Here is a 20,453-nt window from a genome sequence, read left to right as displayed (position 1 = left end):
TTTTAAATGGTTGCTCTATTTACGCCGTGGTGTACTATTATGGCGATCGCAATCTCCCACAACCAAGCCACAAGTCTAAAAAACTGCTGAACGAGTATCAAAGACTCATTAATGGAGTTCAAAGACCCTTTAATGAAGCTCAAAGCCTCATTAATGGAGTTCAGAACCTCTTTAATGAGTATCAAAGCCTCATTAATGGAGTTCAAAGCCTCTTTAATGAGTATCAAAGACTCATTAATGGAGTTCAAAGCCTCTTTAATGAGTATCAAAGGCTCATTAATGGAGTTCAAAGCCTCTTTAATGAGTATCAAAGGCTCATTAATGGAGTTCAAAGCCTCGTGGATAATAAGTAATCAATAATTGCTTGTACTTTCTTTGTATGCGGAGAATTTAGTTGTTGGAAGATATTGATAGCCTCATCTAAATAGGCCATGCCCACTGAAAAGCTTCTTTTTATAGCGACTATTTCTCCAAGCATCATCAGAGAATACCCTTGACCTTCAGCATGATGGATTTGCCGTGAAATTTGGAGGGCTTTTTCACATAAAGCTATTCCTTGATCAACTTGCCCTTGTATAATATGTATATAAGCTAAATTATGTAACGATGCTGACTGTCCTTTTAGGTCTCCAATGCTCTCTTTTAATGTCAGAGATTGTAAAATAAAAGGTACAGCTTGATTAATTAATCCTTGTGATATATAAATTTGAGCAATGTTGTTTAGGGTCACTGCCTGATTTTTAATATCTCCTAATTCTTCCATTACTTGAATAGATTTTTCATATAAAGAAATTGCTGCCTCAAAATGCCCATTTAATGTATGAATATAAGCGATGTTATTGAGGCAAATTGCTTTATATCTAGGTTTTTGAGTTACAATTACTTTTTCTTCAATTCTATCAGCAGCTTCTAAAGCTTTTTCGTAATATTCAATAGCTTCATTTAGTTTACCTTGCTGTGTACAAATAATTGCCATTCCATGAGAAACCATCATTAAATTTTCATAGTTATTAATTTCCTGAGAAACTTTCCAAGATTTTTTATTAAAGTAAATGGCTTGTTTTTGTTTACCTGTCTCAATATAAATAATGGATAAATTATGTAGGATTGTTGCCCTTTGTTTTTTATTATATAGGGGGCATAGCTTTAAAGCTTCATGATAGTGGTACAATGCGTTTTTAGTATCACCAAGTTGTTTTTCTGCACGCGCCAGTTCATTCAAAATACTCCAATCTTTAAAAATTTCTAAAGTAACTTGACAGATATTAACCGCATCACGATAGAGGCTCAATCCTTGTCTAAAAAAGGCAAGAGCAGAACAAGTTTCAATAGCTATATTTTTTTCTCCACCTAATAAAGCCAATCTATGAATTTCAATACATTTATCTTCTGTTAGATTACCTTCTGTTTCTACTCGCCAAATTTGATTGAGGATCTTTACAGCTAGACTGTATAAATTTTTATCTTGTATTAAAAGTAGGGGCAAAATGCGTGGCACTCGTAACGCCTCATCATGATTCACTTCCAACAGTCCCAACGCCACTGCCTGATTAATGTAATGTTCCAAATTGGGGATAGTCTCACAAACTGCGGCTAAAGCTTCCCTCGGTATTGGCAACTCAAACACCAAACCCCGTGACAACATCTCCCGCATAGTTGTATCTATCTGTTCCAGCAACGCTTCTGCCAAAACTTGCTCTCGCAACTCCACTCGTCGATCTGCTTCCAAACTATTGAGAATTGCCCCCACATCAACAGTTGTATTTTGCAGAATCTTATCCAACCATTCCAGCAAGCGGGGATTACCATCCGCCAACTTCTGCGCTTGTGATTTTAACGCCTCATCCACCTGAGATTCTGCACCAAAGGCAGTGAGGAGATTACACTTTTTTCGCAAATCTGCGCCTCGCATTCCCTCCAACGGCTGTTTATAGAAATGCTGCAATTGGGTAAATTCAAAATCGTAACGGCAGGTAATAATGATGCGGTGGGAAGTGGAATTTTCTCTAATTGCCCAAACTAAAGCTTTCATTACCTCTGCTGCTTCTGATTGCAAGACATAATTCTGATCGCGAGGTTCTAAATTCACTTCAAAGTCATCCAACACCAACAAAAACGGCTTCGCTTCTTCATGCGACTCCTCGAAAACTCGCCGCAGCCGATATTTCAATTCTTCATCGTAATTTTGTAAGCTTTTGCGTTGTTCGTTGTCATCCAACTCTTCAGCCAAACGACTCACCAAACTAGCTTGATCAATTCTCCCCACCCAGACAACACGCTCAAAATTGGGCAGTCTGTCACAAAGCCTAGCTGCTAAACTACTTTTACCCAAACCACCCATGCCATGAATCAACACCCCAACTTCATCACTTGGTTGACTCAGCACCCGCAAACAATTTTGCAATTGCCGGCGACGACCAACAAAACTCTCTCGCGTCGGGACTTTCACCTTACCCGCAGGATCTAAAAACTGGGTAGAAACAGAAAGCGGTGGTGCTGGTTTTCGTCCACGAGTCCGCAAAGGCGTGACTAATGAACTCGGTAAATTGTCTGCTGCATACAGCCGCAATAAATGCCAATCCCGCGCTTTGTTCTTAATTAATGTTTGATAAGTACAAGCAACAGCCTCGATGATTTGCTTTCCGGCTGATAATTCCTCATATAATGCGGCTGCTGCGGCTGTAGCATCAGGATCTAAAACATTTTGACCCCAACCCAAAACCGCTTTTGCACCCGATTTCAGCAATTCTTCAGCCATTGACGGCACAGAACCGCCATTGCCAGCTTGCCCAGTGCGACAACCAGAGAGGAAAATGAGTTTAGGCAATCGAAATTGTAATTCTTGGGCGATATCCCCAGCACTGGCATAGAAAGCTTCACCTGTTGCCGTTTCTGTAATAAAGCGCGGTTGCCCATCTTGTAAAGTAGCATGACCCGTCAGGTGTAAAACATCAAAATAATCCCCGCCGTAACCATCAACTAAATAACCCAACTCCAACAAACAGCCGCTTTCTTCCACCGTCAGCGCTAAAGGTTGCCGCTTTGTCGCCTCCAAAATCCGTGCTTCCTCTCCCTCAAAATCCAGCACAGGCTCGACATTCAACGGCGAAGTCGCCATAAACAAAACTTGCAGCGCCCGGTTTTCTGGTTCCCCTTCAATGGTCAATTTTTTTACCGTACTATCCGACACCCACCGCACCGGGACAATAGCCGGGACACGCTGCACTAAAAAACTATTGCCATCGTGTAGCACTTCCCAAGGTAGATGAGCAAGTTTTTCGGTTGTAGCGATCGCGAATACAATCCCCTCACGCCGATACTTATCTAGCAGGGGTTGCAACCAGCGATCATTCCCATCCAACCAGTTATACAATCGCCGTCCAGTTACTATATAATCCTCTGGGAAAAAGGAAACGTAATAATCTCTTTCAGCCAACTTAATCAAATCGGCGATTTCTGTTATAGGAAGCGATCGTTTCTGATACTGGTTTGGATTATCAATAAAGTAACGTAACTCTACGTAATTCCCATCAACTGGCTTGAGGTCGAGGTGGAGTGTCTGCACGTTCTGAATCCTGCGACTTCAGTATTTACCCCAAGTTTACCACCCCCAATTCCGTCTCTACGATTCTAAAATTTGGCGAATCTCTTCTAAGGTTGCATCTTCTAAAAGGAGTCGTCTGCCATTGCGCCCGACAATCAACACCTTTTCAATTCTTTTACCAGACTGTTTGGCTTTATATTCTTGATACCACTTGCGGATTTGTTCAGCAATTGCGATCGCACCCCCAACAATACCAACGATGGTAGCAACTGTTGCTGTTACTCCTTCTCTTTCCGGTGTATCTGAATTCACTGCATAGTTACCAGATATACCAGGAATTGCCAAAAGCGCCTCTGTTGCTGCAATCGCATCTTCACCCTCAATCGCCAACTGAATTTCTGCCATAGTGTTAATCTGCAAGTAACTCCAGGCTTATTTTAAACAACATCCCAAGGCAATTTCTCAGCCTGCCTATGCTGTATCTTCTTAAAGCTTCGTTATGCTTCACATCAAATCGTAATTTTCGCTCTCAAGACTGAAGCATCAGCAGTGGGAATAGGTAATATCCATTCTGTATAAAGATGTGTCGATAGTGCAAGAAATAAAGAACCAACCGCTTTACATTTAATACCGTCCGTAGCGGTACGCTGGCAATGAAAACATAGAACTTACTGCTTGCACTTTGTCTACACTAGAACTGGATTAAAGTAGTTAAAAAGTAATAAAAATCTAATGTCTAAAAAGTCCGATTCGCAGTTCCAAAATCTCTTTAGTTCACCTAAATCAAGCAACTGGGACGAAAGATTAGGCCAAATAGCCTATCGCTTTAACCGGGAGTATCAACGTGAAACCTTTGAACTCCCAGCAGAAGTACAGGCGATGCCGATATTCCGGGAGTGGATTGGAGGTAGTTTCTCAGGGAGAATTGCTTCCCCTTTCTGGGAAGTTGCTGAACCTAAAAAGAACCAGCACTGTATAGATATTGGCTGTGGTATCAGCTTTTTAATCTATCCTTGGCGGGATTGGCAAGCATTTTTTCATGGGCAAGAAATCAGTAATGTGGCACGGGATACTCTTAATTCGCGTGGGCCACAGTTGAATTCTAAGCTGTTCAAAGGTGTTGAGTTGGGAGCAGCTCATCAGTTAAACTACTCACCAGAGCAGTTTGATCTAGCGATCGCCACAGGATTTAGCTGCTATTTTCCCCTCGAATACTGGAATGCTGTACTAGCAGAAGTCAAGCGCGTATTAAAACCAGGTGGACATTTTGTGTTTGACGTTCTCAATCCAGAACAGCCTTTAGCAGAAGATTGGGCAGTTTTGGAAACCTATTTGGGGGCTGAGGTGTTTTTAGAGCCTTTAGGTAAGTGGGAAAAAATGATTAAAGCGGCTGGTGCTAAAGTCGTAACGCACAAATCAGGGGAACTATTCGAGTTATATAAAGTGCGGTTTTAAAAATACTATTACTCAGGAATAAGTGGACTTGATGGATCTAAAGAAGTTGTAAAAACAAAATAGATTACTCCAGCGCCGAGAATCATCACAGCGATACTGAACAGCAACACCCAACGGTCTGTCGGTTCATAAGTATCTTCTTCGATATCACGGCGGACTGCGAAATAGTGTGCCGTTGATAGCCACACGGTAATCAAACCCACCAACGAGAAGACTAAACCTAACTTCCAGCCGTTGCCAGGACGCGGCATTAAAGGTACTTGGAAAGCACGCAAACGCACGATGACGACACCAAAACCTAAAAGAGCGATCCCTGTCCGCATCCAAGCGAGGTAAGTACGTTCATTTGCCAAGTGATCTCGAATTCGGGACGGATTCAGTCGTCCTGGCTTTTTTTTATCTTTATCTTCTTCTGTAGGTTTCGATTTTAACTGCATCAATAACACCTTTATCCCCAAAGCGGCTCTTATCAAAAAAATGTGGAGGTAATAGCAAATCTCCTTCCAGATGACTTGCACCCAGCGCAATAGTTGCGCTAATGAAATATACCTGTTGTGATTGTACTTTTTTCTCAAAATTTATTTTAATGCAGATATCTAAATAAAACAAGCCTAAGATTGAGGATAGATAAAGTGAAAAAAACAGCCAATATCAGAGAGGTTTTTACCAGTGCAAGTCAGGTTTATCCTCTGATTTTGGCTGTTACCCTATTTAAATTGAGAACAATTATTCAAAAATAGATTATGCAGTTCTATCTCAAGACTGATTGCTAGGCGCATTAGGAACTCGTGTATTTATGAGAGCCTGCGATATATCTGGGATAAACCAATTAGCCGTTTTGCTGTTAAGAACTTTCACAGTCGGAACATTTAAGTCAATCGCACCAGTATCTGGATTTGTTTTAATCACCAACTGAGTTCCATCAAGTATTTTTAGAGCAATCGGTCCTGTCAATTCTTGACCTTGCCCATTAGGATTAGAAGTGAAATTTGCTACTTTGACATCATTCGCTAGATAGATGCCATCACAATCCCAGTTATTTTTAGTGGACTGACCATTAGCTAGAAAATACAGGTTATTGTCGTATACGGCATCTTCTTCTTCGTCTTCATCATTTGGTCTTTTGCCATATACAGCTATGGTATTACCTGTTTGGTTCTCGCATTGACCCCAGTTGATTCCCGTCTCTAAAGCATATTTTTGCAGTGTTAATTCTTCGGTTCTCTTTTGAATTTCTTCTGGTGTAAGACCTTCAACTTGAGTTTGGGCATCTTTTGTCTGAGAGAGTTCTTTCAGAGCTTTAGTCACTTCGATATAGTCAGGGTTTTTGCTAAACTTCGGTCGATCAGCAAAAGAAGGTTGAGCAAAGGCGAGATTCACGAAAATCATCAAGACAATTAGCAGAGATTTCCAGATTTTCATGTTTTGATTCCTGTTGATGGATAATATTTTTTGCAGTTTGGAATTGATTTTAGTAAAAAAAATCATGATGCACCTCTACTTAGATACTTAGTTTTTCTTGTTATTCAATCGATGGCTGAGTATTGAAACCTAAAATCAATGAAAATATATAACTAGAAACTACAGATAAAAGAGTCCAAGTAACATTCTCTGTAACAATAAATATACCGAGTCCAATCAATATACATGGCACAAAAGTATTGCCATTCTCTGTTAAAAAGTGGGCGATCGCAGACAAGTAAGTTAACTTGTAAGCGGTATAACACCAGACACCTACCATTGTAAAAAATACACTTAGTATTACCAGCAGACTATCTAATTCTGAGTTGGCAAACAGGGGCACGTAGACGCTGATATTATCACTACCATTGGCAAAGGCGATCGCAGCTACATTACATGTTTGTGGAGAGATAAAACTGGCAAGTATAGAGGGACAAGACGGTTCGGTTTCTTCTTCAGATTCCTCTGGTGAATCCTCTTCGCGTTTTAGTAAACTACTCACACCAATGATTATTGGCATTAAACCAAGTAGTCTAATCCAGTCTTGCGGTATAATTAGTCCACCGAAAAAACCGGGAAGGCTAGCAATAATTAATGCAGCAAAACCGAGATACTGGCCAGCAAAGATGTGACGATTGCGGAACGTTTTATTTATTTGTGAAAAAAGCAACGTCAGAATGACGATATCATCGATGTTGGTGGCAGTGAATGCGGTAATCCCTGTGATAATTGCAGTTACGAAATCGCTCATTTGTGGAAGTCCTTATTTTCATGCTTGGGCATTGGGCATGGGAAAGAGGCAGAGGGGCAGGGTGCGGGGGGTAGAGGGAAAACTCTTCTCCCTTGCTCCCTGCTCCCTGCTCCCCCTGCTCCCCCTGCCTCCCCTGCTCTCTACTTGGTCGTTTGAGTCTGTGCCGAAGCTTTGATTTATACTTTAGTCAAACTAACCGATAGAATCAAATGCTTTTGTTTGTCAAAATGATAAATGAAAGTGATTAAAAATTTTACACCAAGTTGTAGGGATACCATAAATGGCAGGAATGACGCTTGAGCAGTTAAAGATTTTTCTGGCTGTGGCGCAGCACTTACACTTTACTCGCGCAGCAGAGGAGCTTTATATTACACAACCTGCCGTCAGCGCAGCAATCCACAACTTAGAGCAAGAATACGGAGTGAAACTGTTCCATCGGATTGGCCGTCATATCGAGATTGCTGAGGCTGGCAAATTACTGCAAGTGGAAGCACAGAAAATTCTCGATCAAGTTTCCTTGACTGAAAGGGGATTGCGAGAATTGAACAATCTGCAACGGGGTGAGTTGAAATTAGGGTCAAGTCTGACAATTGGTAACTACTGGCTACCAAGTAAGATTAGTGAGTTTAAAAGCCAATATCCGGGTATCCAGATTAACTGTAGCCTTGCCAATACAGAAGAGATTTGTATGGGAACGGCGACAGGACAGTTTGATTTGGGTTTAGTAGAAGGAGATGTGAAGCCAGCGCTTCAAAGTACTCTAGAGTATGAAATAGTGGGGAGCGATCGCTTACAAATTGTAGTAGGTCAAAAACATCCTTGGTTTGAGTGGGGAGAAATTGACTTAAGCCAATTAACTCAAACCCTTTGGGTGATGCGAGAACCAGGTTCTGGAACCCAGCAAAGGTTTGAGGAAGCCCTACAAAATTGGGGAATTAATCTTAGTGAACTGGATGTAATTTTAGTGTTCAATAGTGGAGAGATGACAAAAGCAGCGATCGAAGAAGGGGTCGGTGCAATTGGAATTTCTGAGTTGATGGTAAAAAAAGAAATCCAGTTGGGAACTCTGCGGGCAATTCGAGTGATTGATAATAGAGAGAGTAACGGTGCGATGCCTAGGGCTGGCTACGCCTACGCAGAAATAGTTCGACCTTTTTTCAAACTCAAGCATCGTCAACGTTTTCAAACTGCTCTTTCCAAAGTTTTTGAACAAATGTTGATATCGTCTATGTTAGATGGCTCACATCAACATGTATCAAAATCAGTTATTTAAAAAGGTCTGGGGACTCGGAATTAGGGATTAGATACCAAATCAAAAAATTATGGTGGTTGCTCTTACCCACCACCAATTTTAAAAAACTTTTTCCCAGTCCCCAATCCCCAGTCCCCAATCCCCAGTCCCCTTCACACCTTTCGCATATTTTGACTAATGGGGTCAAAACCTCTAGAAAACCGCGTGCTGTCATCGTAGTAAGCACCAGTCAGATTCGCTCCATACAACTTGGCATAGTTGAGTTTTGCTCCCCGGAGATTTGCTTCATTGAGTTTGACACCGCTCAAATTAGCTCTGGTCAAGTTTGCTTTGGCTAAGTTAGCTCTACTTAAATCTGCTCCCCAGAGTTTAGCTTTAGCTAGGTTCGCTCCACTCAAGTCACAACCCCATAAATTGATTCCAGGCAAATAGGCTCCAATCAGCCTGTTCCTACTCAAGTTGACGGCTGGAAAATATCTTTCTCCTGCGGCAAAACGCCGTTTTAATTCCTCAGCATTCATGCGTTGCGTTCACCTTCCTTAGCAATACAGAAGTTATTTGTTCCCATTCCTGGCTTAGTTCTCCTAAAAACTCTGACTGACCACTGCGACGATACCAGAAATGGGCATTGTTCAAATCGCCTTCTTTGCGGTGCAGGTAAGCATGAACCCAGGCACTATCAGCATCGCTGGCATTTTGAACTATTTCATGAGCTTTGTTCCAATCACCTTTGTTGTCATACCACATTGCTTGCAGACCTTTTGGCAGTGTCTGAAGACATGGGCGCTGATTTTCGATCAATCGCAGGAATTCCTCTGTATTCACGATCGCCACCCAACAAGAATCAAACTTCTATCTCTAAGATACTCTCCAGCTTAAGTTTAAGGGGAAAAGAAGAAGCAAGGGAGTAGGGGGATGTTCCTCTTTTCTGCACCCTTCCCCCTGCCCCTCTGCCTCTTCTCCATATGCCCAATGCCCTTCATATCTGCTTTACTGGAACAATTTCAAACTCGAAAGTACCGATCAAACGGTCATCAATATAAACCTCTATTCTATGCTTACCAAGCGGATCGCCAGGAGCGATCGTCCAAAAATTCTCAATCACACCGTTTGGAGCCGACTGTGTGCGCCGTGTCACAGATGTAGTGCCATCTGCTGATATTGAAAAGTCTTCACCGTTATCTGTACCCCAAGTTTCTGGAGGTTTTGGTAAACGCAAGACTTCGCGCCATTTCACTTCACCTTGGTAGTCTTTGAGCTTAATCCGCCATCCGTAGGCGTTTCCTTGCTGAAGTGGCACTTTTGTTGTCCGCAAAATGGTAACGTTCCCTTTGGCGTCAACTCTCTTCAGCCCGAACTCAGTGTTACTAACAGTAATCTGTTTTGTATTGGTTGGTGCAGGAGATGAGATAACATTTTCCACCAAAACAGAAGTAGCGTTGATTGGCTTAGAACCTATGACGCCAAATATTAGCCAAGAAGAAACTAGCACAGCAGTAGTAGCCCAAATTCTCATTAGTATGGTTTTCCTGTCAGACTTTTGGTACTTATTCAAGTAATCTGACATGTTTTCCGGGCCAAGGCTATCTATGGTTGGACAAAGACGAAATTGCTTTTAATAATTGCCAGATTCAGAAACTCAGGGAAAACTTGGATTCGATGAATAAGGCTTTTAAGAAATTGAATGAATTAAAAGCATGGTTTGCGAAAGGTTGGGTGAAGTTTACAGAAGTGGCTAAAGGTAAAGATGGAGTCTTAGCACACCCGTATTTACATATTTTGGCAATGATGTTACCTTCATATTTCCCTAGATACTGTTACTGAGGCTTGAGCGTATAATTTGCGTTAGTTTGGGGCGTTGATACAAACTGATTCGGTGATTTCGTGTTTGCTCAAACCTCAGACAATAACTTTATTGCTTTTAATATATCGTCTCAAAATAAGTTCCAACAAAATCAAAATGTACAGAGCTTATCTAAAGTTTCGCCTATAGGTAAAATCTGGGACAAGCACAGAAGTAATATTGATAAAGTCTTGCATTATTATGCCAAAGCAGACGAAGATTATTTTCAGCAGTATGCTTGGCGAATGAGGATATGTTCCGAGTTGCTAAAGTTTCAATTAGTGCCAGATGAATCGGAAGGTATTTTCAAGTTAAAGCTATCAGATGCACGATTCTGTAGAGTTCGTCATTGTCCGGTTTGTCAGTGGCGGCGATCACTCATGTGGAAAGCAAGGGCTTACAAAATTCTCCCACAGGTTGTTACTGATTATCCCAAGCACCGTTGGTTATTTGTTACCTTGACTGTAAAAAATTGCCAGATTGAAGAACTCAAGGAAAACTTGGATTCGATAAATAAAGCTTTTAAGCGATTCACTGAATTGAAAGCATGGCCTGCGAAAGGTTGGGTGAAATCTATCGAAGTAACTAAAGGTAGAGATGGAGTCTCAGCACACCCGCATTTACATATTTTGGCAATGGTGCCGCCTTCGTATTTCAGTCATAGCTATCTTTCTCATGCCAAATGGGTAACGTTATGGCAGCAGTGCTTACGGATTGATTATCAGCCTGTTGTTCATACTAGCGCGATCGCAAAACATCATAACCCTTCACTACTTATCCCAGAAATTCTCAAGTATCAGGTGAAAGAGTCAGATTTGGTGGGTGATAGGGAATGGTTTTTAGAGTTAACCCGTCAGTTACATAAAAGTAGAGCGATCGCTGTTGGGGGTATACTCAGGCAGTATATGCGCGAATTAGAGGAGAAAAACCAAGACCTCATTGATGAAAGTGAAGAGACAGATGAGGTGGATGGAGAAAGTTTGTATTTCCGATGGGAGCGCAAGTTACAAAGATTTAATATAGAGTGACATCAGCGATACAAGAACAGCCTCATAATCCTTACATGAAAAGGATTACATAAGTTTAGAACTGTAGATGGTGTAGAATTATCTGTCGATGCCATGCTATATACAGGATTTTCAGGCTGGCTAGCCATTGAGAAGCAGGATTTAGAGGAATTTAATTGGGTGTATTTAGGTGAACAAAATATGCAACTAGCAAAGGGGGAAGCAAAGTTTGATATCTACGCTGGAAAAGTCCGAATAGATGGACAAGAGTTTAATATCCCGGTTTATGCAGGCGATGGAGTTTCGGAACTTTTACTCGGCCGTCAGTGGCTAAAAAATCGACGTTTAGTGGTGGATTTTCCGGCGGGAGTGTTAACACTGGGAAACAGTTGAGATTATGAGTAAAATACTGTAATGCGTCTTAGAGACTTTTAATTAGTACTTTGTGATCAGTTATATTTCTAGACATAATCATTGATAATTTTTCTTAGCCAATCTTTGACTAACCAACTCAGCCGCTAAATGTATCGCTGCTTTCATACTCGTAGCATCAGCAATTCCCTTACCCGCAATATCAAACGCTGTTCCATGATCTGGGGAAGTCCGAACAAAAGGAAGGCCAATAGAAGTATTAACTGCCCGATCAAACGCCATCAGCTTTACAGGAATTAAGCCTTGGTCGTGGTAAAGTGCCAAGTAGCCATCAGCAGGATTTTGTACTAAAGAATTTCCATACCAAGCTTGACCAGGCTTAACCCACATCGTATCTGGCGGTATCGGCCCATCTAGCTGTAATTGTGGTCTATTTTGCCGTTCTTCCTCCAACCAGGGAATTAACCAATCCTGTTCTTCATGTCCAAGTTGTCCCTGTTCGCCACTGTGGGGATTTAAACCTGCGATCGCAATTCTCCCATTTTCTATCCCAAAGTCTTTCTCTAAACACTCCACCAGCAAATCCAATTTCTGTGTCAGCAACTGCGGTGTCAACGTATCAGCGACTTGACTTAGGGGAATATGTGTAGTAGCTAGTATTGCGCGGAGTATCCAATTAGTATGGGGCGATCGCGCTACAAATAACATCCCAAAACGGCTAACACCTGATTTTTCTGCCAAAAGTTCCGTTTGCCCTGGATAATTATACCCTGCGGCTTTCCAAGCAGATTTAGCGATCGGCCCTGTGACAATAGCATCAAATTTACCAGCGAGTGTTTGAGCGATCGCACATTCCATATACGCAAAACTAGCCGCACCACTGGCCGCATTACCTATTCCGGCGATAATTTCACCTTGAATTCCTTCATCCAACTGCACATCAATAATTGACAACTCGTCTGGATTTGCCAAAGGTGCTAAATTCTCAGTTAAATTCAGTTTGTGATAAATTTGTGCCAGCAAGTCCCGGTTTCCTACCACTGTAACGTCATATTTTTTACTAATTTCCGGTTCTGCTAAAGCTTTCAAAATTACCTCCGGCCCAATTCCCGCCGGATCTCCCAACGTCAACGCCAAACGTGGGCGATTTTTTTTGGTAAAATTCACTAGATTATCTAAATTATTTTGATACATAAAATTTATTCATAATAATTATCATCAAACGTTTTCCCCATCCCCCTGTTCTCCCCCTCTATAGTAGGGATTGCCCCCCAAACGAGTAGGGATTACTTGCTAAACTAGTTTAAAATTATTTACACAGGTCTAATCCTACAGCAACAATTCAAAAGCTTCTGTTAGACCTAGTTTACACACACTAATTTGCATAAGGAGAATCACACCAATGGGCGGCGAACTTTTAAATGCAGCTCTATTGTCCTTCGGTTTAATCTTCGTAGGCTGGGGCTTAGGCGCGTTGTTACTAAAAATTCAAGGCACAGAAGAATAATCCCTACGGTAATTGGCTATTGGGAGGGAAGGGGTTATCCTCTGCCTTGAAAAGTTCTGTTCGCCCCAATCTGGCGTTCATACTTTTCGCAAACTAGGAAAATTGCTGTCCGGTAAACGGACAGCAATTTTTCCATGAGTCTGTCCATAACAAACGATTTTCTTAGAAAAGATGTAAAGTTTTGTTTGCATAGGTTATTCTGATAACATTCTTTTCATAAAACAATAAAATTTATTACAACCCTCATGACATTATTAATCGTCGGTGCCACTGGCACCTTAGGAAGACAAGTGGCTCGTCGTGCAATCGATGAGGGATATAAGGTACGCTGTCTTGTCCGAAGCAGTAAAAAAGCAGCTTTTCTCAAAGAATGGGGTGCAGAACTCGTACCGGGAAATTTACGTTACCCCGATACCTTAGCCGAAGCTTTAGTTGGAGTAACCCAAGTTATTGATGCGTCAACATCTCGTCCTACAGATTCACTGAGTATCAAAGAAGTGGACTGGGACGGCAAAGTAGCATTGATTCAAGCAGCAAAAGCGGCAGGTGTAGAGCGTTTTATCTTCTTTTCAATATTAGATGCCGATAAATACCCAGAAGTGCCGTTAATGGAAATTAAGCGGTGTACAGAACTCTTCCTGGCTGAATCTGGCTTGAATTATACCATTTTGCGGCTAGCTGGGTTTATGCAAGGATTAATCGGTCAGTACGGGATTCCTATTTTGGAATCACAGCCAGTTTGGGTGACTGGTAATTCTTCTCCCATCGCTTATATGGATACTCAGGACATTGCTAAGTTCGCAATCCGTGCATTGAGTGTGCCAGAAACCCAAAACCAAACTTTTCCTGTAGTCGGTACTCGTGCGTGGAGTGCAGAAGAAATCATCAACCTGTGCGAACGTTTATCTGGAAAAGATGCCAGAGTAACGCGGATGCCAATAACCTTGCTGCGGGCTGTGCGGGGCTTAATGCGCTTCTTTCAGTGGGGATGGAACGTTGCAGACAGGCTAGCATTTACAGAAGTATTGGCTAGTGGTAAACAGTTAAATGCTTCAATGGATGAAGTATACAAAGTTTTTGGCTTAGATCCGCAACAAACCACAACCCTAGAAAGCTATCTACAAGAGTACTTCAGCCGAATAATGAAGAAGCTCAAAGAGTTAGACTATCAGAAAAATAAAAATAAAAAGCAGAAACCTAAAAAAACTCCTTTTAAACAGTCTTCAAAAGCCAATAGTCAATAGTCATTACAAAATAAACATTAGTCGTTAAATTCTAGACTCAGGATATTTGACTCTAGATTAATGACTACATGACCAAAATGTGTAAGGATTAAATAATACAGAGCATCGCCTAAACTTGGATATTTGAGTGTGCCGAAAGCAGGCATTATCTACAATGACGTTAAACCGATAGCCGGCCGTGTCGCTATCGAGTTGAAAGACAAGCTAACCGCAGCCGGTTGGGATGTGCGTGTCACATCGAGTATCGGTGGAATATTGGGCTACTCTAACCCGGAGAGTCCTGTATGCCACACCCCCATTGACGGTCTAACGCCCCCTGGTTTTGACTCGGATATGGAGTTTGCAGTGGTGTTAGGGGGAGACGGCACTGTTTTAGCAGCGTCTCGTCAGGTGGCTCCCTGTGGTATTCCACTGCTAACAGTGAATACCGGCCACATGGGATTTTTAACAGAAACCTTCCTGAATCAATTGCCCCAAGCACTAGAACAGGCAATGGCGGGTGAGTATGAAATTGAAGAACGAGCCATGCTCACCGTCAAAGTGCTTCGGGGAGAAGCAGTGCTGTGGGAAGCCCTCTGCTTGAATGAAATGGTTCTGCACCGGGAACCTTTGACCTCTATGTGCCATTTTGAAATTGCCATAGGGCGTCATGCGCCAGTAGATATTGCAGCAGATGGTGTGATTGTTTCTACGCCTACTGGTTCTACAGCTTACTCATTGAGTGCTGGTGGCCCAGTTGTCACCCCTGGCGTACCTGCTTTACAGCTAGTACCCATTTGTCCCCATTCCCTAGCTTCTAGAGCATTAGTATTTCCAGATACTGAATCGGTCAACATTTACCCAGTCAACATTCCTCGGCTGGTAATGGTGGTGGATGGTAATGGAGGGTGCTATGTACTACCAGAAGATAGAGTATATATGGAGCGATCGCAATATAGTGTTCGATTTATTCGCCTGCAACCGCCTGAGTTTTTCCGAGTTTTACGAGAAAAATTAGGTTGGGGTTTACCACATATTGCTAAACCAACTTCGGTAGAATTGCCTTAAGTATTGGGCATTGGGCATTGGTTATTAATTCTTCTCCCTCACTTCCACCCTGCGGGAAGCTAAAGCTACATCGCCCTCATCATCCTATTCCCTACTCCCTACTCCCCAACTTACTGATTTCCTTCCAGAATTACTGGTGTAAAGATGGTATTTGGATTTAGTTATTAAGATTGCATCGCAGAATTAGATGGCTGATACCTGAACGTGCTAAAAGATTCTTAGCAGTGTGTCAAATCAGGATTGCTCCATCATTAAAAACTCGTAATTGCACTTTATAACTGATGTAAAGATTTTCTCTGGAATATCTTTACAATCCCAAATCCAATATCCAAAATTGTTATGACAGTTGCTCCAAGTCCCTGTGTTTTGGTGATTGAAACCGATGAGAGCCTAGCAAATCAGCTTTCTTGCGATTTGCAAGAAGCCGGCTATGAATCAATTTTGGCTCATGATGCGACTAGTGGTTTACAACACTGTCGCGATCGCCAACCTGCTTTAATTGTTTTAGATCGGATGTTAGCAGGAGAATCAGGACTCTCATTGTGCAAAAATCTGAGAAGCACTGGTATGCGATCGCCTGTATTAATTTTAATGGCAAGGGATACAGTCGATGATCGTGTAGCTTGTTTAGAAGCAGGAGCGGATGATTACATCCTCAAACCTTATCGCTCAGAAGACTTTTTGAAGTTGATTCGGCTCTACTTAAAACCTGACGTAGACACCACGGAGCAGTTACGCTTTGGGGATCTGATTTTAGATATGGCAACTCGCCGTGCTATACATAGCGGACGTGCGATTGACTTGACAATGAAAGAATTTGAACTATTAAAATTCTTAATGGAACATCCCCGTGAGGTGTTAACCCGCGAACAAATTTTAGAAAATGTTTGGGGTTACGACTTTCTGGGTGAGTCCAATGTAATTGAAGTGTATATCCGCTACTTGCGTCTAAAAATTGAAGATGAAGGACAAAAGCGCCTTATTCAAACGGTGCGAGGTGTAGGATACGTTTTGAGAGAATCTTAGTACACTCTCTACGAGACGCTACGCGTAGCTTGCTTCGACCTAGGAGTACGCTTAGAGCGAGTCAGACGCTCCTACCTCGCTCTAAGCGTTCGCGGTAGCGTCTCGTAGAGAAGCCATGCCGTAGGCTTTACGCAACCCTTACGAGCGTCGCCGTGCCACGAAGCACAAAGCTTCAATCCTACCTTGCATAAGGTGTGGGTTACTCCTGCCTCTTGAAAGGACGAATAAAAGCCGTGAGTTTTCTAGCTTAAATTCTGTAAAATTGAAATCTAAATTACAAAATCAAAAATAATTATGGCTCATCGACTAAGTTTGCTCTCAATGTTGCTGAGTATTTTACTGATGGGCTGTTCTGTGCCAACAACAGCTAAACCTCCCACCCCCACCTCTAATTCTCAAACTCCAGCACCAGAGAGCTTAGGTCAAAAACTACCAATTTCTGCTAAAGCCATTGTTCCTAATGGCACAATCATTCAGTTAGAAGTGGCGCAGACACCACAACAACAAGCTATGGGGTTGATGTATCGACCAGCTTTGCCAGACAACCGGGGGATGTTGTTTGGGTTCCCTTCACCACAACCGATTAGTTTCTGGATGAAGAATGTACCTGTGCCCTTGGATATGGTATTTTTACAAAACGGAGTCGTTAAATATATTCAGGCTGCTGCACCTCCTTGTGCAAGTGAGCCTTGTCCTACCTATGGGCCCAATACACCAATCAATCAGGTGATTGAACTTCGCTCTGGCAGAGCTGCCGAGTTGAAGTTGAAAGTGGGCGATATTGTCAAAATTGAGCGTTGAGACTTCGTTGATTTGCGTAGATAAAGATTTGGATAGTTGCTCTGTTCAGAGTCTATACTATCGAAGTCTATGTTTTTTCTGTAAAAAATGGCACGTCCTATGGTAAAAATCCATCTGTAACGCTACTATTTAAAAACTGTGGTGATAATGTAAAATTCTACTGTCTCGAACCTGAAATCGGAGTCTTAAGGTTTGGTAAAAATATTCCCTTGGGCGCAAGTGTAAATAGTCGCCAATAAGAGAGTATGGGCTATGGAATCTTTGTTACTCCATGTGTAATTAAACAAGGCACAAAAGTAAACAAAATGGAGCCAATTAAACTAAGTAAAAATACTGCTTGACAATTGAGCAGATAATTTGTAAGAAAATTTTTATTTTTCAGAGTTTCTATGAGAAGCCTTTGTTAAAGGCAAATCACAAAAACTCTGCTGGGGTGTATAGCTGATAACGGCAAAGTGACAGATAAAATACTGGCTACTGGCTACCAAGCAATGGTGAACTGATATATGACAATACATTCTGCACAAGGAGGTGCGATACAAATGGCACAATCAAAATATTCTCGACTGATTAATTTTTTGCAAGAAGATTTGGCAATTTCCACAGCATCGCTGGCGGTGGCGCTTCGGCATCGGGAGCAAGACCCAGGCCCTTTGGCAATGATTCTTTGGCAGTATGGATTAGTTACTCTAGAGCAGTTAGACCAAATTTATGATTGGCTGGAGACGGCATAGGTCAGCCCCTTCTCTGCGTTCGCGCAGCGTGTCGCAGACAGACGCTACGCGAATGGGGAAGTCAAAAGTCATAATAATTTTGGATTTTGGATTTTGGATTAAAAGTCTCTACCAAAAGGCTGTTATCAGGCTCTGAAAGAATACTATTTATACCAATTCGGTATCATGCTAAGTTGCCAAAATTAGTCTTGTTTGGTGTTAAATAAGCTATCCGATTGTCTCCAGAGCAAATAATACTATTTAGAGCAACTTGGTATAATTTATGAGAATTGGGACATGTCACACTCACTCTACCTTGTGCAAAGGTTGTATAGGTTTATTAACTTTGACGGTTTTTACTCATTTATATACAAATTAAAAGAGCGAGTTGATAATTTAACTCGCTCTTTTGATTTGTCCTTTGTCCTTTGCAAATGACCAATGACCAATGACCAATGACTATTGTGTAAACACTCTAACTGCTGCCGCTATACCAGATCCAGGGGTGAAGTCTTCGTAGCCAAGTTCTCTTAGGGTAACTTCTAAGGATGCGATACAGCTAAGAATATCGCGATCGCTCACAAAGCCCAAGTGACCAATGCGGAAAATCTTGTTACTCAAATGGTCTTGACCACCTGCTAGGGCAATATCAAAGCGTTTTTTCATCAATGACCGAATCTTATCTGGTTCAATTCCTTGTGGTGCTACAGCCGTAATCGCCGGACTGGCGGAACTATCTGCTGCAAACAGGGGTAAATTTAACCCTTGAATGGCGGCGCGGGTAGCATTTTTCAGCCGTTCATGTCGAGCAAATATTGACTCCAAACCTTCCTCTTTCATGATTCGCAACGTGGTGTGCAGCGCTACAATCAAGTTCACAGGCGGAGTAAATGGAGTTGTATTTTTGGCTGTGGCTTTGCGATATTTGCCTAAGTCCAAATAATATTTCGGTAACTTCGCAGTTTTGTAAGCTTCCCAAGCTTTGGGACTGACAGAGACAAAACCCAATCCCGGCGGAATCATATAACCTTTCTGGGAACCGGAAGCGACTATATCCAAACCCCAAGCATCCACAGGTAGATTGAACGCACCCAAGCTAGTGACAGCATCAACGATAATTAAAGCTTCACCGTGTTCTTTGACGTGGCGGTTGATGGTTTCTAAATCATTTAAAACACCCGTAGAGGTTTCGCTGTGGGTGATGATTACGGCTTTAATTTGCTTTTGAGTATCTGCTTGGAGTTTTTCGGCGAATACTGCGGGGTCTAAGGGTTTTCCCCATTCCACCTTAACTTCTTCTACATTCAAACCGTAGGCTTGACCAACTTCTACCCAGCGTTCGCCAAATTTACCATTAGAACCAACTAAAATGCGATCGCCTGGAGAGAGAAAATTAATTATTCCGGCTTCTACAGCACCAGTACCACTAACATTCAGTGTTAGCACATCACTTTGAGTTTGATGTAGCCACTTGAGGTTTTCCGTCACCTCTGCCAATATGTTGCTAAATTCACTGGTGCGGTGTCCAATCGGATGCTTGGCTAATGCCAGTAAGGCAGCTTCTGGCACCGGGGTTGGGCCTGGAATCATCAGCATCAGCTTGTCGTTCATGTGTGTATCCTAAAAATCAAATAAAAGTCAAAATTGTGGGAGTTGGTTAAGTCTGATAGCAAATTCTACATATTCATCTACAAATTCCACTCAGTTCGTCACCAGCCTTGTTGTATATTTTCCAAATCCATAGGAAAAGTATCGTGGGAGTTAATGATCGGTCAGCTTGACCTTTGCAATTTATACGAGACTCCAACTCAGATAAAACCTCTGTTCCAGGCAATCTTACCACACACCTAGACAACAGGTTAAGGCGTTTGCTCGTAGGAGAGCGGCTATTTTAACCAAAGGTGAAACGTCTATCTAGATAAGGCACAGGTATAATAAATTTTTAAATCTTACCCATAATCCGCCTCAGTTGTTTTTATATAAACACGCGAAATCGTTTTGAATATCGTGGAAATCGTCAGTGAAAAGGCTGTGTTTTGCTTCAACAAAGGAGGTAACCACCTACACTATGCGGAAGGGTTGGATGTCGCCGTTTGCTAAGAGATAGAAGATACCTAACCTAAACTTTTCAATCTGCTTGGGTCGAGCATTTGTTCTTCGATTGCCATCCTCTAAAGAATAGAACTCTTGCATAAATATTTTGTGGTATAATCAAGGGTTGCTTTTCCCTATATTTGAGGTGGTGAAAATATCATTAGCATACCAAGCTTTTTGATTGAGTATGAGCCAGCGATCGCTAGCTAAAAAAAATGGCAGCTAACAACGTTTCAGTTATTAGTTAATAACTGAATTAATTTAATTTTTTAGTCCACTTATAGCGCTAATTCGTGATTATAAATTCCCGCAATTAAATTAGACCTTAAGCCAAAA

The 20,453-nt window shown here is 41.8% G+C and carries 21 protein-coding genes; 11 read left to right on the top strand and 10 right to left on the bottom strand.

The genetic code is table 11. The features are described from left to right. Window positions 1-328: 328 nt before the first annotated feature. Both LC608_RS18525 and LC608_RS18520 read right to left on the bottom strand, forming a co-directional pair. Complete coding sequence (locus tag LC608_RS18525; protein WP_229554926.1) at window positions 329-3,565, bottom strand: tetratricopeptide repeat protein; 3,237 nt, start codon at window positions 3,563-3,565, stop codon at window positions 329-331. A 57-nt stretch (window positions 3,566-3,622) separates the two neighbouring features. Then, window positions 3,623-3,949: a hypothetical protein gene (locus LC608_RS18520; protein WP_229554925.1), complete on the bottom strand. Its 327-nt coding sequence runs from the start codon at window positions 3,947-3,949 to the stop codon at window positions 3,623-3,625. A gap of 327 nt (window positions 3,950-4,276) precedes the next feature. On the opposite strand from LC608_RS18520, the gene LC608_RS18515 reads away from it, so the two are divergent. Further along, window positions 4,277-4,999 carry a class I SAM-dependent methyltransferase gene (locus LC608_RS18515; protein ID WP_229554924.1) on the top strand — a complete coding sequence of 241 codons (723 nt, stop codon included), beginning with the start codon at window positions 4,277-4,279 and terminating at the stop codon, window positions 4,997-4,999. 8 nt (window positions 5,000-5,007) lie between these two features. Here LC608_RS18515 and LC608_RS18510 read toward each other — a convergent pair whose 3' ends face one another. The 3 genes from LC608_RS18510 to LC608_RS18500 all read right to left on the bottom strand — a co-directional run bounded on the left by LC608_RS18510 (window position 5,008) and on the right by LC608_RS18500 (window position 7,211). Continuing rightward, window positions 5,008-5,436 (bottom strand): YidH family protein, encoded by a 429-nt coding sequence (locus LC608_RS18510; RefSeq protein WP_229554923.1) that lies wholly within the window; start codon window positions 5,434-5,436, stop codon window positions 5,008-5,010. A 319-nt stretch (window positions 5,437-5,755) separates the two neighbouring features. Continuing rightward, window positions 5,756-6,421, bottom strand: a complete 666-nt coding sequence (locus LC608_RS18505; protein ID WP_229554922.1) for a hypothetical protein — start codon at window positions 6,419-6,421, stop codon at window positions 5,756-5,758. Window positions 6,422-6,521: 100 nt separating this feature from the next. Then, entirely contained in the window at window positions 6,522-7,211 is a 690-nt protein-coding gene (locus LC608_RS18500; protein ID WP_229554921.1) for a cadmium resistance transporter, read from the bottom strand. Between the two features lie 280 nt (window positions 7,212-7,491). On the opposite strand from LC608_RS18500, the gene LC608_RS18495 reads away from it, so the two are divergent. Further along, a complete protein-coding gene (locus LC608_RS18495; protein WP_229554920.1) occupies window positions 7,492-8,484 on the top strand; it encodes a LysR substrate-binding domain-containing protein in 993 nt (330 codons plus the stop codon). A 131-nt stretch (window positions 8,485-8,615) separates the two neighbouring features. Here LC608_RS18495 and LC608_RS18490 read toward each other — a convergent pair whose 3' ends face one another. From LC608_RS18490 to LC608_RS18480, 3 genes are all read right to left on the bottom strand, one after another. After that, the gene (locus LC608_RS18490; protein ID WP_229554919.1) at window positions 8,616-8,984 is read right to left on the bottom strand and encodes a pentapeptide repeat-containing protein; all 369 of its coding nucleotides are present in this window, start codon (window positions 8,982-8,984) and stop codon (window positions 8,616-8,618) included. Beyond that, the gene (locus LC608_RS18485) at window positions 8,974-9,288 is read right to left on the bottom strand and encodes a hypothetical protein (RefSeq protein ID WP_229554918.1); all 315 of its coding nucleotides are present in this window, start codon (window positions 9,286-9,288) and stop codon (window positions 8,974-8,976) included. The genes LC608_RS18490 and LC608_RS18485 overlap by 11 nt, the downstream gene beginning before the upstream one ends. Window positions 9,289-9,442: 154 nt before the next feature. After that, window positions 9,443-9,979 (bottom strand): hypothetical protein, encoded by a 537-nt coding sequence (locus LC608_RS18480; protein ID WP_229554917.1) that lies wholly within the window; start codon window positions 9,977-9,979, stop codon window positions 9,443-9,445. A gap of 77 nt (window positions 9,980-10,056) precedes the next feature. Between LC608_RS18480 and LC608_RS18475 the strand changes: the two genes are divergently transcribed. The 3 genes from LC608_RS18475 to LC608_RS18465 all read left to right on the top strand — a co-directional run bounded on the left by LC608_RS18475 (window position 10,057) and on the right by LC608_RS18465 (window position 11,706). Continuing rightward, a complete protein-coding gene (locus LC608_RS18475) occupies window positions 10,057-10,287 on the top strand; it encodes a protein rep (RefSeq protein ID WP_267871123.1) in 231 nt (76 codons plus the stop codon). 60 nt (window positions 10,288-10,347) lie between these two features. Further along, complete coding sequence (locus tag LC608_RS18470) at window positions 10,348-11,334, top strand: protein rep (protein ID WP_229554916.1); 987 nt, start codon at window positions 10,348-10,350, stop codon at window positions 11,332-11,334. Window positions 11,335-11,427: 93 nt separating this feature from the next. Then, a complete protein-coding gene (locus tag LC608_RS18465; protein WP_308189891.1) occupies window positions 11,428-11,706 on the top strand; it encodes an aspartyl protease in 279 nt (92 codons plus the stop codon). A 78-nt stretch (window positions 11,707-11,784) separates the two neighbouring features. Here LC608_RS18465 and pdxA read toward each other — a convergent pair whose 3' ends face one another. Further along, on the bottom strand, window positions 11,785-12,879 hold the full coding sequence (gene pdxA, locus LC608_RS18460; RefSeq protein WP_229554915.1) for a 4-hydroxythreonine-4-phosphate dehydrogenase PdxA: 1,095 nt from the start codon (window positions 12,877-12,879) through the stop codon (window positions 11,785-11,787). Window positions 12,880-13,087: 208 nt separating this feature from the next. On the opposite strand from pdxA, the gene LC608_RS18455 reads away from it, so the two are divergent. From LC608_RS18455 to LC608_RS18430, 6 genes are all read left to right on the top strand, one after another. Further along, the gene (locus LC608_RS18455) at window positions 13,088-13,192 is read left to right on the top strand and encodes a PetM family cytochrome b6-f complex subunit 7 (RefSeq protein WP_118167852.1); all 105 of its coding nucleotides are present in this window, start codon (window positions 13,088-13,090) and stop codon (window positions 13,190-13,192) included. Window positions 13,193-13,437: 245 nt separating this feature from the next. Beyond that, window positions 13,438-14,436 (top strand): SDR family oxidoreductase, encoded by a 999-nt coding sequence (locus LC608_RS18450; protein WP_229554914.1) that lies wholly within the window; start codon window positions 13,438-13,440, stop codon window positions 14,434-14,436. A gap of 129 nt (window positions 14,437-14,565) precedes the next feature. Further along, window positions 14,566-15,483, top strand: a complete 918-nt coding sequence (locus LC608_RS18445) for an NAD(+) kinase (RefSeq protein WP_229554913.1) — start codon at window positions 14,566-14,568, stop codon at window positions 15,481-15,483. A 339-nt stretch (window positions 15,484-15,822) separates the two neighbouring features. Beyond that, a complete protein-coding gene (gene nblR, locus LC608_RS18440) occupies window positions 15,823-16,509 on the top strand; it encodes a response regulator transcription factor NblR (protein WP_109009097.1) in 687 nt (228 codons plus the stop codon). Window positions 16,510-16,803: 294 nt separating this feature from the next. Next, window positions 16,804-17,310 (top strand): DUF192 domain-containing protein, encoded by a 507-nt coding sequence (locus LC608_RS18435; RefSeq protein ID WP_229554912.1) that lies wholly within the window; start codon window positions 16,804-16,806, stop codon window positions 17,308-17,310. 506 nt (window positions 17,311-17,816) lie between these two features. Beyond that, window positions 17,817-18,044, top strand: a complete 228-nt coding sequence (locus LC608_RS18430; RefSeq protein ID WP_229554911.1) for a DUF2949 domain-containing protein — start codon at window positions 17,817-17,819, stop codon at window positions 18,042-18,044. Window positions 18,045-18,482: 438 nt separating this feature from the next. Here the strand turns inward: LC608_RS18430 and LC608_RS18425 are convergent, their stop codons facing one another. Further along, a complete protein-coding gene (locus tag LC608_RS18425; RefSeq protein ID WP_229554910.1) occupies window positions 18,483-19,634 on the bottom strand; it encodes an alanine--glyoxylate aminotransferase family protein in 1,152 nt (383 codons plus the stop codon). Between the last annotated feature and the right edge of the window lie 819 nt (window positions 19,635-20,453).

It is taken from the genome of Nostoc sp. XA010 (genome assembly GCF_020829625.1).
GTDB lineage: Bacteria > Cyanobacteriota > Cyanobacteriia > Cyanobacteriales > Nostocaceae > Nostoc.
The sequence above is the reverse complement of the archived record's forward strand: the minus strand, read 5'-3'. Positions and strand labels throughout refer to the sequence as shown.

Excerpts from the sequence above, each read along its gene's own strand:
- LC608_RS18520 (WP_229554925.1), bottom strand. The coding sequence starts at position 3,949 with ATGGCAGAAATTCAGTTGGCGATTGAGGGTGAAGATGCGATTGCAGCA.
- LC608_RS18515 (WP_229554924.1), top strand. The coding sequence starts at position 4,277 with ATGTCTAAAAAGTCCGATTCGCAGTTCCAAAATCTCTTTAGTTCACCT.
- LC608_RS18510 (WP_229554923.1), bottom strand. The coding sequence starts at position 5,436 with ATGCAGTTAAAATCGAAACCTACAGAAGAAGATAAAGATAAAAAAAAG.
- LC608_RS18505 (WP_229554922.1), bottom strand. The coding sequence starts at position 6,421 with ATGAAAATCTGGAAATCTCTGCTAATTGTCTTGATGATTTTCGTGAAT.
- LC608_RS18500 (WP_229554921.1), bottom strand. The coding sequence starts at position 7,211 with ATGAGCGATTTCGTAACTGCAATTATCACAGGGATTACCGCATTCACT.
- LC608_RS18495 (WP_229554920.1), top strand. The coding sequence starts at position 7,492 with ATGGCAGGAATGACGCTTGAGCAGTTAAAGATTTTTCTGGCTGTGGCG.
- LC608_RS18490 (WP_229554919.1), bottom strand. The coding sequence starts at position 8,984 with ATGAATGCTGAGGAATTAAAACGGCGTTTTGCCGCAGGAGAAAGATAT.
- LC608_RS18480 (WP_229554917.1), bottom strand. The coding sequence starts at position 9,979 with ATGAGAATTTGGGCTACTACTGCTGTGCTAGTTTCTTCTTGGCTAATA.
- LC608_RS18465 (WP_308189891.1), top strand. The coding sequence starts at position 11,428 with ATGCTATATACAGGATTTTCAGGCTGGCTAGCCATTGAGAAGCAGGAT.
- pdxA (WP_229554915.1), bottom strand. The coding sequence starts at position 12,879 with ATGTATCAAAATAATTTAGATAATCTAGTGAATTTTACCAAAAAAAAT.
- LC608_RS18455 (WP_118167852.1), top strand. The coding sequence starts at position 13,088 with ATGGGCGGCGAACTTTTAAATGCAGCTCTATTGTCCTTCGGTTTAATC.
- LC608_RS18450 (WP_229554914.1), top strand. The coding sequence starts at position 13,438 with ATGACATTATTAATCGTCGGTGCCACTGGCACCTTAGGAAGACAAGTG.
- nblR (WP_109009097.1), top strand. The coding sequence starts at position 15,823 with ATGACAGTTGCTCCAAGTCCCTGTGTTTTGGTGATTGAAACCGATGAG.
- LC608_RS18435 (WP_229554912.1), top strand. The coding sequence starts at position 16,804 with ATGGCTCATCGACTAAGTTTGCTCTCAATGTTGCTGAGTATTTTACTG.
- LC608_RS18430 (WP_229554911.1), top strand. The coding sequence starts at position 17,817 with ATGACAATACATTCTGCACAAGGAGGTGCGATACAAATGGCACAATCA.
- LC608_RS18425 (WP_229554910.1), bottom strand. The coding sequence starts at position 19,634 with ATGAACGACAAGCTGATGCTGATGATTCCAGGCCCAACCCCGGTGCCA.